Raw genomic sequence first — 13483 nt, forward strand, 5'->3', positions numbered from 1 at the left:
ATAAAGTTCTTAGCAGCAAATCTGATGGTAAAATCAACTTCTACACTTTCTTTGATACGCATTAAATTTAACGCAAAATAGAGTACTACTTTAGAGCTAAAAAGAACAAATAAAGATTAAGTAGGCTTTGTTTCCTAAACTAGAAATACCGCTAATACATTTTTCACTATTGTGTATATGTGCCACTAATCCGCGGTTAACTAAGGCTTGCCACTCCCAAAGGGCGAGTTTTGTTGGGATCAATGCCGTGTTACAAATGTTCGACTGGAAACACGACCACTACAGCTATTATCGCATTATACCTATTGTCGCTTAGGTTAATGCCTGTAGCGATTCAGTAGAACTATTCACGGCTTTATCTGAAAAATAATTGGCTAAATGGATTCAGTAACGTCGCGAGCCCTGATGTAAAATCCATAATATAATTAAGGGCTATTTAACAAAACTGCAAGATAATATCCCAATAAACGATATTTAAACTGATAATTATTATCATTAGTATTGGCGTCAAATATCTTTATTGTTGTTAAATAACATGAAAAACGCGTTTAAATTACTTTGTCTCTCTTCTGTGCTGTTATCATTCTCATCAATGGCTTCGCAATTTCCCGTCACTGTTACTGATGTTTCTGGTCGTCAGGTTACGATTGAATCACAGCCCGAAAATATCGCTTTATCGACAGGTCGTGTTTTTCCATTACTAGAAATTATTTATCAGCAAGAGGCTGCTGACCATCTTGTTGCTTGGCGTGATGATATGCGCCTTTCTGCCCCGAGCATGTACGCCAATTACATCAAAGATTTCCCACAGCTGAAAGATGTTCCACATATTGGAAAAATTAAATCAGGTGAATTTGATACCGAACGCTTTATTAATATGAAGAACCGACCGGATCTTTTTGTTGTCGATATTTCCAATATAAAACTAGCAGAAGAAAAGGGGCTTATTGCTAAATTAGACAAGTTAGGCATTAAGGTTATTGCCATTGATTTCCGTGAAGACCCTGTAAAAAATACTGTGAAATCTGTGACAACGTTAGCGAAAGCACTGGGTAAAGAAGAGCAGGGCAAAGCATTTGCAGAGTATTATCAACAGCATGTGAAAAGCTTAACGAATATAGTTGCAACGCTACCTGCGTCAGAACGTAATAAGCGTGTATTCATCGAGCGTGCGGCAGGTTATGACGGTTCTTGTTGCCAAACATTCGCGACCGGTAATATGGGCGCATATATCCCTTATTTAAAAGCAACGAACATTGCAGATAAGCCGCTTAAAGGCGCGATTACAGGGCAGATGTCACCAGAAAGTGTGATCAGTGCTCAACCCGATGTATACATCATGCAAACAACGGGTTGGATTGATAAAAAAGGGAATGTAACGAGCGGTGTTCCATTTGGTTATGCTCCTTTAAATCAGGCTGCAATTAGCAAAGCCACAAGTAAATTGATGGACCGTTCATGGTTAAAGGCCATAAATGCGTACCAGAATAAGAACGTGTATTCTATTTATATGCCTTTCTATAACTCACCGTACAATTTAGTGGCAATGGAATATTTTGCTAAATGGGTTCACCCAGAACAGTTTAAAGATCTGAACCCAGAAAAAACATTTGAAGAAATGAACCTGAAGTTTGCGAACCGTAAAGCGACAGGTGTATTTGGTCAAAATAACTTCGAGGCAATGAAGAAGTGAGTTCTATTGCACTTGAGTTAACCGCTCATCGTGCTCGTAACCAGAAAAAGAAGATTGCCTTGGCAGTCTTCTTTGTTATGAGCATTATTTGCTTAGTTGCAGATATTCTTATTGGATCGCAAGGTTTGACCCTTGACCAAGTATTGAATGGTATTTTTCATCCATCGTCGAGTGATATTGCTAGCCGTATCATCATTTGGGATATTCGTATGCCAATGTCATTGATGGCACCTTTAGTGGGTGGGGCTTTAGCATTAGCAGGGGCGCAAATGCAAACCACGTTGAATAATCCACTCGCCGATCCTTATACGTTCGGCGTGTCGGCTGCTGCTGGTTTTGGTGCGTCTTTAGTTATTACTAATGTGATTGCTATTCCATTTATTCCGGTCGAATACCAAGTTGCATTCATGGCGTTCATTATGTGCTTGTTAACGACATTCATGATTGCTGGCGTGTCTTCTATAAAACGCGTGTCGATAGAAGGTGTAATGCTATTTGGTGTGGCAATCATGTTTGCCTACGACAGCATGCTAACTATGATGCAATACATCGCGACAGAGACACAGTTGCAGACATTAGTGTTTTGGCAAATGGGATCATTAGATCGTGGTAGCTGGGAAAAGATTACGGTTCTAGCGATTCTATTACCTATCGTACTTGCCATTATGATGAAAGATTCATGGAAGTTGTCGACACTTAAAATTGGTCAAGAACGTGCAGAATCAATGGGGATCAATGTTAATCGACTACGCGTTAAAACCTTATTATTAGTCTCTGTTATTACATCTCTTTCGGTTTCTTTTGTTGGTGCTGTTGGTTTTGTTGGGCTTGTTGCACCGCATATTGCCCGCATGATATTAGGTGAAGATCAGCGTTATTTCTTACCTGCCTCTTTCTTGCTGGGCGCGGTCTTATTAGAGCTGGCTTCTATTGCCAGTAAATCAATTATGCCGGGTATTATTCTGCCATTAACCGTTGTGATGTCGATGGTGGGTATACCATTCTTTATTTTCTTAATTGTGAAAAAGGGCGGTAAGTTCTAATGGCACTTAAAATTAGTAATCTCTCTGTGTCGTTTGGTGGTAATCGTGTGTTGAATGACCTGACAATTCCAGAAATTCATGCTGGTGAAATGGTCTCGTTAATTGGTAAGAATGGGGCAGGGAAGTCGACGGTGCTTAAACAGATGACCAAGCTGATCCGGTTTAATCCTCACTTGATCACCTTAGCTGGCAAACCGTTGGTTCTTGATGAAATTGGCTATCTGCCGCAAGACCACCGTATTACCGCAAGTATCAGTGTTGTCGAATTACTTATTACGACCATGCATGTTGGATCAAATTCATTATTTACTAAAGCCGATAGTGCAGAAAAAGCATTAGCTTTATTACATAGTATTGGCATTATTCATTTAGCGAATAAAATTTGTACTGAGTTATCAGGAGGTGAAAGCCAAATGGTAGGCTTAGCGCAAGCGGTTATCAATAAACCCAAAGTGTTAATACTGGATGAACCGACGTCAGCACTGGATATGAGTAATCAGCTTAAACTGCTTGAGTATGTAAAATTGTATACGCGCCAGTATTCAGCGTGCGCTTTAATGGTGGTACATGATTTGAATCTCGCTATTCAGTATTCTGATAAAGTGGCAGCATTACACGACGGACGACTTTTTGCGTATGGTGAACCGACGCATATTATTGATGAACAGCTGATCAAAGACTTGTTTAACGTGAAGTCCCAAATCATTCAGCTGGATGACTATCCCGTGGTTGTCGTGCGTTCGTAGTTTTTTGCGATAACACTTAATCAAAAAGAAAAGCCCACATAACTCCATGTTTTAATCGGTTATGTGGGCTTTAGTATTTTTAGCTTTCAAGATTACCGCTAGCGTTGTTGTTCGTTGCTATTGGCTTCGAATTCTAGAATATCACCAGGCTGACATTCTAATACCTCACATAATTTAGCGAGTGTCGAGAAACGGACGGCTTTCGCTTTTCCGTTTTTTAATACAGATAAGTTGGCTTCGGTAATTTCTACCAGCTGGGCTAAGGTCTTTAAGCGCATTTTCCGTTTTGCCATCATCACATCTAAGTTAATACGAATAGTCATTATGACTCCTTAAATCGTGTGGCTGTTTTCATCGGCAAGTGTGTATCCTTCCTTCATCACCCATGAAATGATCAGAACAATAAATCCGAATACTATAGTCAAAAAATCCATACCAACAAAGCTAATTGCTAGCATGCGCTCACCAGGAGGGTTATTAAACGATAAAACTACCGACATTAACGTGCCATATACTACAGAAGCGCCAACCCAATAGAACACGCTGTAACCTAACTTTTGATAGTAGTTGGCATTTTCAAGGGTGAATATTTCGTTTTGTTCGTAGTTGCGAAATAAACGAATTAGTACTTTTAAGGCATACATAATGATACAGCATAGTAATAAGCTAGTGACCATCGCCAAAATTCGCGTTGTGAGTGTGAACGGCAGCTGCGTGTAACTGTCGAAGTCATAACTGAGTTGAATAATACCGCGCGAGGTTAAAAAGTCGTACGGTGTTTCAACGGTTAGCCAGTAGTAACACACCGCAATAGGTGTAAGTGCAAAAAAGAACTGAAATAACAAACGGGCACGGCGACTTTGTTTTTGAATCTTAGACATAACGAACTTCCTGTTAAGTGGATGTGCAAATACTAAGATCATTCCAATCGAAGATCAATGTATAATTATCGTTTATCGATATGAAATTATTGTTTTGGTGTGTTGGAATATTCTGCTTATGACTTTACTCTGTAAGATATCCTCTACTTATTAGTACTGTGTGCTGAGTGAAGTAGTTGATTTATATAAATAATCAATTTGCGTTGAAAAAAGCATTTCAATATGCAAATCATGACATAAAGTTACGACATAGCAGCTGTTAAAACTTGGTACAGAAAATGCTTTATAGTATGCCTTATCTACTAAGGGAATGTTGTATATGAGTTTTATCATCGATAGACAGTTAACTAATAAATTAAAGAACAGTTATGCAAAGCTCATTCAATTCAGGGAAAAGCATCCAGAACTCGAAGAGGTAAATGCTGCTAAAATATTATTAGTTAAAGAAGAACATTTGCTTAAAGCGTTTCTTCAGGCTTATAACGGCGAAATACAAACAAGTAATGATATTAAGCCATTACCAGAAGTTAATATGGGTACAAAAATTCATGAATGCAGAAGCGATCTTTAATTAATTGATTTGTTGATTGCGCCATCGTATGAAGTATGGAAAAATTCAGTAGTAACTTTACCAAAATGATTAAGCTGTTTAGTGCTTGTAATAATTGGTAAAGTTACTTCGTATAACCCCACTTATAGGGTGTGGGGGTCTCTACCAGAATCCGTAAAATTCTGATTACGAAGAGTTGAGTGATTGATCGCTTTTCTCTTTGTATGTCTAAAAACTGCTGAGTAGAAAGGCTGTTAATCTAAACCCCATTAGATTAAGAGTATGATATGAAAGACTTTATTAACGGATTGCCAAAAGTTGAGCTTCACCTTCATATAGAAGGTTCGCTAGAGCCTGAACTTATGTTTGAGTTAGCTAAACGTAATCAGGTACAGATTCCCTTCCAGTCACCACAAGAAGTTCACGACGCGTACCAATTTCATAATCTTCAATCGTTTCTTGATATCTATTATCAGGGGGCAAACGTACTGATTCATGAGCAAGATTTCTTTGATCTTACCTGGGCATATTTACTTCGCTGTAAAGAAGATAACGTCGTACACACCGAAATTTTCTTTGATCCTCAAACTCATACCGATCGTGGTATCGCTTTTGATACAGTAGTAAGCGGAATACACCGTGCCCTTGAAGAGGCTAACAAAGTGCTGGGTATTTCGAGCCAGCTAATTATGTGTTTCCTGCGCCATCTAGATGAAACGGCTGCGTTGGCAACGCTTGAACAAGCTATACCGCACAAAGATAAAATCATCGGTGTGGGTTTGGATTCTTCAGAGCAAGGTCACCCCCCAGAGAAATTCGCGAAGGTGTTCCAAAAGGCATTGAATGAAGGGTTTTTAACAGTGGCTCATGCCGGTGAAGAAGGGCCAGCTCAGAATATTCACGATGCACTTAGTATGTTGGGTATTACGCGTATTGATCACGGCGTTCGCTGTGTCGAAGATCACGCATTAGTTGCAAAGCTGATTGAAGATCGTACGCCATTAACGGTATGCCCATTATCGAACATTAAGTTAAAAGTATTCGATAAAATGGAACAGCACAATATTGTCGATTTATTGCGTAAAGGCATGTGTGTAACAATTAACTCTGATGACCCCGCGTATTTTGGTGGCTATATGAATGCGAATTTTCATGCGGTGGCGGATGCACATTCAATGACAAAGAATGAGATTGCACAGTTTACAAGGAACGGTATCGAAGCAAGTTTCATTTCGGACGATGAAAAAGCCCGTTTAGTTGTGCTGGTAGATACATATATGATGAAAGGGTAAGAAAGAGTGCGCCGTTATTATCTGAAATCGAGGGGATCTATAGGCGCATCCAAATTTGCATATTAATTAATCAACAGCCTATGCTTTTAATTATAAAAACAGATAACACCCGCATTCAAGTTGATATAGAGGTGATTTTTTGTAAAGACAAAGATACTATCATTCACTATATCAATAATCTCGTGCGTCACCATTTGATTTGGGGTGGGTGATACGAGGAATGTAACATTATTTTGAAATACATAATTTAAAGACAAGGGATTATCATGAAAAAGGCAGTTGTGCTATTGGCGCTATTAGCGCTTGTTGGTTGTGATGAAGACGATGTTAAAGACATTCTGAATGGTCAAACAAAAGTGTTTGCTGTTTCTGGTGTACAAGTGGAAAATTCATCAACGGGTTTACCTAATGGTTATTATAAATTAAGTGATCTTAATGATGGCACGAAAGCTTCGCTACCTGATAGTTTACCTGATGGTATTAAAGCCGATCTGACTAACGCAGGCATCACAGTACATGCACAATCATGCGGTCAAATTGTGGTTAGTGATGAAGGTTTGTGTTTTGAAAGTGGAAATAAAGCCTGTGTACCAGATGAAATAAAAAAAGTGGGTTTAGACGTCTACAAAATTGATTTAGATGACATTAAAACAGCGAAAAATTTAGACTTTTACCCGACGTTAGCAGCTGAGTTGGGTGGTTTGTTTGTTCAAATCGATTATGATGATGTTAACTGCGCGACGTTGAAATAACGATAACGAACTAGTATCGTCGAACTTTATAGCCATATCATAATGATGTGGCTTTTTTGTTTTTATGACGTTAAATGAGAGCGACTTATCTTTCTTATTTGTCGATGTAATACCTTTAATGTAAAAGGATGAAGTCAATCGCACTCCAATCTTTCAACTCTCTTTGTATTTTCCTGTTTGTGCTTATATTGCCAAAGTTGTTTATAAACAAGGAAAGTGCGATATGGGCAAGGGAGACTCGGCATTTATCAGAAAGGCGATCAGTGGAAGTCTATTGAGTATGTGTTGCTTGGTAGGCGCTTTCAGTATTCATGCAAGCGAGATCACACCATACGTCGTCGGGGGAACTGATGTACCTGTAGGCGAGCAAAATTGGATGGCGACAATACGGGTAAGCGAACTGAATGACATGCCGATTTGTGGTGCAACGGTCATTAATGAAAATTGGATTTTGACTGCTGCGCATTGTGTTGTGATGAGTTCAGGCTCTTCTATTGATGCTGGAAGTTATTTCGTATTAAAACCGAGTCGAATCAGTATTTCTGCTGGTATTAATGATTTAACCCTGACGGATATAGAACATTTTTATTCGGTTTCACATGTTGTTGTGCATCCTGACTACACCCCCTTCGCGTTTCATGACACTAGCTATGAGTCAGACGGTACTAAAGTGACTGAATTGGTGCATACCGCATTGGATAGTGACTTAGCCTTGCTAAGAGTTAACCGTGTATTTAGTGATATAACACCAGTAGAACTTGCTAATGCGCCGAGTGCTGACGAAATTGACGCAAGATTAAGTGCACAATGGCAAGAGCATTCTCGTCCTAACAATATCAAAGTTTCTGGTTGGGGAGCCACAAACTCAGAAGGGACAGAGCAGTCCAACGTACTTAAAGAAACAACATTATCTTTTTTACCCATGTACGAATGTTATGAACGTTTAGAAAATGGTAACGATACGCCTTTTATTATTGACACCCCTTTTAATAAAACGAAAGTATGTACTTTGCCGTCCGAATTATTAGAGGTTGGTGGCTCTGTTGGTAATGACTCATGTAAAGGTGACAGTGGTGGACCACTAAGGGCGTTAAACAGTAATAATGCGTGGGTTCAGCATGGTATTGTGAGTGGTTCACCTGTTGGTTCGCCGGTGTGTGGCTCGATCAATCGTCCTACCTTTTACACCCGAGTGGGTACTTATTTTGATTGGATTCAATCTTATATGGGCACTGTACCAAACGATTCTATTCAAGAGCCTAATTTTATTAAAGACAGTCGAAAGCAATGCCTTAATGGGGTCGATTCTATTTCGCCAAATAATTGTAATTTGATTGAACATGAAGATAACGGTGGAACGTCATCATGGTTAAGTTTACTGTTGTTAGCGTTAATTACAGCCTTTAGACGTAACGCCAATAGGGTTAAATGCTAAATTAAGCAGAAGTCACATTAAATAAAAAGCCACCATAACTGTTCGGTAGGAAAACCCAATACAATCGGTGGCTTTTATATTCTTTAGTAGTAAAAACTAGCGACGGAAAGTCACACTTTCAGTTTCTTCTAGATTAATACTTGTTACTGCTGGTTGTGTTTCTGCCAGTATTTTGCCATGTCGAATTGAGTAACGAACAGGTACTTGGCGACGAACAGCATCAAAACCATTCTCTGCAGGTAGAATAAGTAAGCTAGCAGCTTTACCTTCATCGAGTCCGTAGGTATCAAGAATGTTTAATGTACGCGCTGATTTAGTACTAATCAGATCGAGTGAATTATTTATTTGATCGTAGCCCATTACTTGGCACACATGCAGACCCATATGTAAAACTTGCAGCATGTTAGCAGTGCCTAAAGGATACCAAGGGTCAAAGACATCATCGTGACCAAAACAAACATTAATATCAGCGGCTAGCATTTCTTTAACGCGTGTAATACCACGGCGTTTTGGGTAATCATCAAAACGGCCTTGAAGATGAATATTCACCAATGGGTTAGCCACAAAGTTAATACCAGACATCTTCAATAGGCGAAACAAGCGAGAAGCATAAGCACCATTGTATGAGTGCATCGCCGTTGTATGACTTGCCGTTACTTTATCGCCCATATCAAACTTATGCGCCAATGCAGCAACAGTTTCGACAAAGCGTGATTGTTCGTCATCAATTTCGTCACAATGCACGTCGATCAAACGGTCATATTTACGGGCAAGCTCAAACACATAATGCAGAGATTCAATACCGTATTCACGGGTAAATTCGAAGTGGGGAATTGCACCAATAACATCGGCACCTAGCTTTACTGCTTCTTCCAGTAACTCTTTACCGTTAGGGTAAGAAAGAATACCTTCTTGCGGGAAAGCAACAATTTGAATATCAACCCATTGTTTCATCTCTTCTTTTACTTCAAGCATGGCTTTTAGTGCAATAAGAGTCGGATCTGAAACATCAATATGCGTACGAACATGTTGTACACCATTGGCGATTTGCCATTTTAGCGTTTGCTTGGCGCGCGTTTTAACATCTTCAATAGAAAGCAGTGATTTACGCTCAGACCAGCGCTCGATACCTTCAAATAAAGTACCTGAGATATTCCAGCTGGGCTCGCCTGCTGTTTGTGTTGTATCTAAATGGATATGAGGTTCACAGAAAGGCGGCACGGCAAGGCCACCTTCACCATCAACAATGGCACTGTCGGCATTAACGGTTAGTTCGTTATCCATTGATGTGATTGTCTTAAAACGTCCATTTTCAATCAGAATTTGATGCAGGCCTTCCGTGCCTTGTAATGTGATGTTTTTAATTAGCATATTCGAAGATTGCATCTTGTTATCCTTATGCGTTTCTCTGACGTTTATAAATACTTCTGATAATCTATTTAAGCTTGTTCTGGTGCTGTTTCAGCAACACGGTTTAAAAGCGGATTCAGAATCAGGTAGCTGATAGCACCACCTAAAACCGCATTTATAGGTACGATTCCTGGTAAGTAGTGACCTGCTGCAATACCAATTGCCACACCCGCAATAGCAGCCCAGTTTACTGTTTTAAATTCAGCATTCGCAAAATCTTTGTAACGATGACGGTTTTTCAAGAAATCTGCAATAATAATGCCGCCAATCGGTGGAATTGCCGCTGATAGGAATGTTAACCAACCAACAAAGTTATTGTATAACCAAAGTGCACATAGTGTACCGACTACACCATTAATCATCGATAAGTACTTACTTGGCAGCCCTGTAATGTTAGAAAAACCTAAACCTGATGCGTAAAGTGCATTGTCATTGGTTGTCCAGATATTCAACCCAAGAACAATGATGGCAGGAATAAGAAGACCTTGTGCAATCATAACTTCTGAAATATCAGACTGGCCCGTTGCAGCAGCGCCAGCAGCACCGAATAAAAACATTAATGAGTTGCCCACAAAGAAAGCAGCCATAGTGACGAAAACTGCGCTTCTTGGTTTCTTGCCAAATCGAACAAAGTCAGCTGTTAATGTACCGGCTGAAATGAATGAGCCCACCACTAAAACTAATGCTGTTGAAAACTCCATCGGTTCTGCTGGTGTAACGGCTCTTAATCCATCGATGCCGCCCACACTATTGACCGCTTCATTGACAGAGTAACCGCCTAGAATAGCGATAGCAGGAACAGCAATTGCTGAAAGAATCATTAGGGCAGAGATGCCGAAGTAAACAGTGGCGGTCATTAGAAGACCAGAAACGAGGATGAGGATGTTGGTGTCAATGCCAGTGGCTTTATGAACGGGGATAGAAAACATTGCGACGCCAACACCAAACCAACCAACTTGTGTGCCGCCGAGAATGAGTGAAGGAAGCCAAGAGCCTTTAGAACCAAAGGAGAATCGAGCGAGAAGGTGAGTAGATAAACCGGATGAAGCGCCAATATAACCGAGACAGGAAGTGTATATACCGAGAATTAAATTACCAATAAGAACAGCGAGGAGGAAATCATCAAAGGAGAGACCAGTACCGAGTGTCCCACCTGTCCACATACTGGCAGAAAAGAACGTTAATCCCAGCATCACCATGGTAAGCGACGCAACGCCTTTTCTTGCTGAGTTAGGAACCGGACCCAGACTATAGTTATTATCGCTAGCCATTTTATACCTCTGCTAAGTAGTTTTCGTAAATATACCCAATTACGAAAATAAAAAGTCAATATTATAGGTGTTGCATACATTGTGAAAATTAAGCGATCACAATATGCATTGTTATTCTTGCTACCTTAATATAGGCAAACGGCGCGTATTGTAGTGGCTAAAATAATGCTGTCAATCTAAGTTTTGTACTTTAGGTGGGGTTTAAGCTTTGTTGTGAATATTAAGTCAATATAAACAATGTATTATGATTTTTATTTTTATTATTTATTTCCCATGAAAACGATTGCTTGTGAGAGTTTAGGGGCCGTAAGTTGATTATTTTATGTCAATATGAGCATTTAGTGGAATAGTTGTGATTTTCCCGTTTTTTGCTTAATCATTGCTGAATAAACACTGTTCAAATAGCATAAGTAAAAAAAACTGTGCATAAGTTTTTAAATGTTCTAAGAAACAAACAGGCTTACACGTTTTGTTTAATAATTATGTTTTTAATACAAAAATAATAAGAAAATGACAAAATAAATAAAGAGAATAACAATAGTTGTAATGGTGTGGGTAACTCTGAGTTATTACGTTATCCACAGAAGTTGTGTATAACTCTGTGGGAAATCCTGCAAGGCTAGAAATGATGCTGGCTCTGACAATGTCAATACATTAAAAGTGAAATAGATATGAAATAATAGTAATTTTGATTTAGTTCAATTCTTGGTAACTATGAGTAAAGTTACGTCATTTATTTAGACCTATAGCCATTTTTTTTCAAGCCAATTTCCAAATTCTAATAGCGTTTTGTGACTGTCACTAAAATGAATCATTAGTGTTCCTATTACGGATGTGATTGATTTTGTTTGATAAGGGTATCCGATAATCACTTTAGAGAAGTGCGCTAGAAGAGGCTCAAATAGAGAGGGGGCCTTAAAGCGAACATACTGGATTGTTCCTTTAATCACAGTGATATCTAGTTCAACTTTCCCCCATGAGAAGTGCCCAATTAATTGGCGGTTAAATTCAGGTGATTGACCATAATTCCAATCCCAGCTTGATATCACATGAAGTTTTTTACCCAGACCAGGCAAATTAGGCAATGGGTTAATATTAAGTCTTTGACCTTTAGTTGAGACATTAAGGTGCTTACAGCATGCATTCATTAATGCTTGCTCTATGGTTTCATGATTAATAAACGGTTTTGAGTCTGATAAATTGCCATATTTTTGTAGCAGTCTATACGGATCTGATTCTTCATATTGTCGATTAGTAAAAAACTCAACCACAGAGATATCTGTGTTTACCCGAATAGTGCAATGTTGAAGGAATTTGTTATCAACAATTGTATCAACACTATTTGATATCTTCTTTTCTGAAATAATGATTTCGTTCTTATTGTTGACCCGACCGATTAGTTTTAATTGCTCAAGAAATAATGTGAGTATTGTATTTACCGTGGTTGAGTTAATCGCTAATTGATTACCCATGATGGAAAAATTTGAGTGGTCTGGATCTTGGTATACGGCACCACCATAAGTTTGTCGCCGAACAATACTTAAGTTGCTCTTATGTACGTTTTGAGTATTACAAACGAGCCATGGATTTTGGTCTTTACCTATATTGATTGATGGGCGGTCTCGCCATATCAGTAAAATAGCTTGATTTTTCTTGAGAGAATTAAACAACACATCTTCAACCGCTTGGTTAAACCAAGGATTGGTCGATAATGATAGGTAAGTCTGCAATTCCATTATCAGTGTCCAGTAATCAATACAGTGAGCGGATTGTACGCATAGGTGTGTATGTTTGAAACATATTTTTATACATAAATTAAATGGTTATGCTTGATGCTGTTTTTAGACTATGTCGTAAGTGTCTGAGAATGAAGACGGTGAAATAGCACAGACCCGAATGAACTTTGTCAAAATCATATTTTCCGCGCAATTATGGGGTTTTATTTAGCTCTTGCGCAAACAGCTGTTACACAGCATTTAGCAACATTTAAAGAGTGGCCACCTGTAACCCCAGCAGAACAAATTGATGGTGTAGGTAATTAGACTGATTCAATATGGCTGGTGACAGCCGTGACCGTGATGTTTTCGATTATCTTGTTCCTGAGCTAGAGAAACGTGATTTAGCTTTTTTACATATTGGCATTTTCGATGATGCTATGGAGTTTGACTATTTAGGTGGTCGAGCTTCAAGTTATGTTCGCAGCATTTATAGCAAGACGTTAGTGGGGGTCGGCAGTTTTACCGCTGAAACAGGTAGTAAAGCAATTTCGGATGATAAATTTGATCTGCTTGCGATTGGTCGACCATTTATTGCCAACCCTGATTATGTAGAGCGTGTTTGTGATGGGAAAGAGTTAGTTGAATATTCAGATGAGATGTTGACGAGTCTGATATAATCCTGAGTATTAGTT

Annotated in this window: 12 protein-coding genes, 1 pseudogene and 1 riboswitch; of the genes and pseudogenes, 8 read left to right on the forward strand and 5 right to left on the reverse strand. The window is 39.0% G+C overall.

The features are described from left to right. Positions 1-535: 535 nt before the first annotated feature. The 3 genes from C9J47_RS03925 to C9J47_RS03935 are packed head-to-tail and all read left to right on the forward strand — an operon-like array spanning position 536 to position 3482. Positions 536-1693: an ABC transporter substrate-binding protein gene (locus C9J47_RS03925; RefSeq protein ID WP_107252338.1), complete on the forward strand. Its 1158-nt coding sequence runs from the start codon at positions 536-538 to the stop codon at positions 1691-1693. After that, positions 1690-2736, forward strand: coding sequence for a FecCD family ABC transporter permease (locus C9J47_RS03930; RefSeq protein ID WP_107252339.1), 1047 nt, complete (start codon positions 1690-1692; stop codon positions 2734-2736). Before C9J47_RS03925 ends, C9J47_RS03930 begins: the two co-directional genes overlap by 4 nt. Then, positions 2736-3482 (forward strand): ABC transporter ATP-binding protein, encoded by a 747-nt coding sequence (locus tag C9J47_RS03935; RefSeq protein WP_107252340.1) that lies wholly within the window; start codon positions 2736-2738, stop codon positions 3480-3482. The genes C9J47_RS03930 and C9J47_RS03935 overlap by 1 nt, the downstream gene beginning before the upstream one ends. Before the next feature lie 98 nt (positions 3483-3580). Here C9J47_RS03935 and C9J47_RS03940 read toward each other — a convergent pair whose 3' ends face one another. Beyond that, positions 3581-3805: a helix-turn-helix domain-containing protein gene (locus C9J47_RS03940; RefSeq protein ID WP_107242396.1), complete on the reverse strand. Its 225-nt coding sequence runs from the start codon at positions 3803-3805 to the stop codon at positions 3581-3583. A 9-nt stretch (positions 3806-3814) separates the two neighbouring features. Further along, positions 3815-4363 carry a DUF2975 domain-containing protein gene (locus C9J47_RS03945; RefSeq protein ID WP_107252341.1) on the reverse strand — a complete coding sequence of 183 codons (549 nt, stop codon included), beginning with the start codon at positions 4361-4363 and terminating at the stop codon, positions 3815-3817. A 319-nt stretch (positions 4364-4682) separates the two neighbouring features. Here C9J47_RS03945 and C9J47_RS03950 point away from each other — a divergent pair, with 319 nt between their 5' ends. The 4 genes from C9J47_RS03950 to C9J47_RS03965 all read left to right on the forward strand — a co-directional run bounded on the left by C9J47_RS03950 (position 4683) and on the right by C9J47_RS03965 (position 8392). Beyond that, entirely contained in the window at positions 4683-4934 is a 252-nt protein-coding gene (locus C9J47_RS03950) for a hypothetical protein (protein WP_107252342.1), read from the forward strand. An 88-nt stretch (positions 4935-5022) separates the two neighbouring features. Then, a riboswitch (purine riboswitch) is annotated at positions 5023-5122 on the forward strand. A gap of 78 nt (positions 5123-5200) precedes the next feature. Further along, a complete protein-coding gene (locus tag C9J47_RS03955; RefSeq protein WP_107252343.1) occupies positions 5201-6205 on the forward strand; it encodes an adenosine deaminase in 1005 nt (334 codons plus the stop codon). A 266-nt stretch (positions 6206-6471) separates the two neighbouring features. Further along, positions 6472-6957 (forward strand): hypothetical protein, encoded by a 486-nt coding sequence (locus C9J47_RS03960; protein WP_107252344.1) that lies wholly within the window; start codon positions 6472-6474, stop codon positions 6955-6957. A 223-nt stretch (positions 6958-7180) separates the two neighbouring features. Beyond that, positions 7181-8392 (forward strand): S1 family peptidase, encoded by a 1212-nt coding sequence (locus C9J47_RS03965; protein ID WP_107252345.1) that lies wholly within the window; start codon positions 7181-7183, stop codon positions 8390-8392. Positions 8393-8488: 96 nt separating this feature from the next. On the opposite strand, the gene C9J47_RS03970 is transcribed toward C9J47_RS03965, so the two are convergent. From C9J47_RS03970 to C9J47_RS03980, 3 genes are all read right to left on the reverse strand, one after another. After that, entirely contained in the window at positions 8489-9778 is a 1290-nt protein-coding gene (locus tag C9J47_RS03970; RefSeq protein WP_107252346.1) for a cytosine deaminase, read from the reverse strand. Between the two features lie 53 nt (positions 9779-9831). Continuing rightward, on the reverse strand, positions 9832-11073 hold the full coding sequence (codB, locus tag C9J47_RS03975; protein ID WP_107252347.1) for a cytosine permease: 1242 nt from the start codon (positions 11071-11073) through the stop codon (positions 9832-9834). A gap of 743 nt (positions 11074-11816) precedes the next feature. Then, positions 11817-12809 (reverse strand): lipoyl protein ligase domain-containing protein, encoded by a 993-nt coding sequence (locus C9J47_RS03980; RefSeq protein WP_107252348.1) that lies wholly within the window; start codon positions 12807-12809, stop codon positions 11817-11819. 311 nt (positions 12810-13120) lie between these two features. On the opposite strand from C9J47_RS03980, the pseudogene C9J47_RS03985 reads away from it, so the two are divergent. Then, a pseudogene (locus C9J47_RS03985) lies at positions 13121-13468 on the forward strand (oxidoreductase); the annotation flags it as partial. Positions 13469-13483: the final 15 nt, after the last annotated feature.

The organism is Photobacterium indicum (genome assembly GCF_003026215.1).
GTDB classification, from domain to species: domain Bacteria; phylum Pseudomonadota; class Gammaproteobacteria; order Enterobacterales; family Vibrionaceae; genus Photobacterium; species Photobacterium indicum.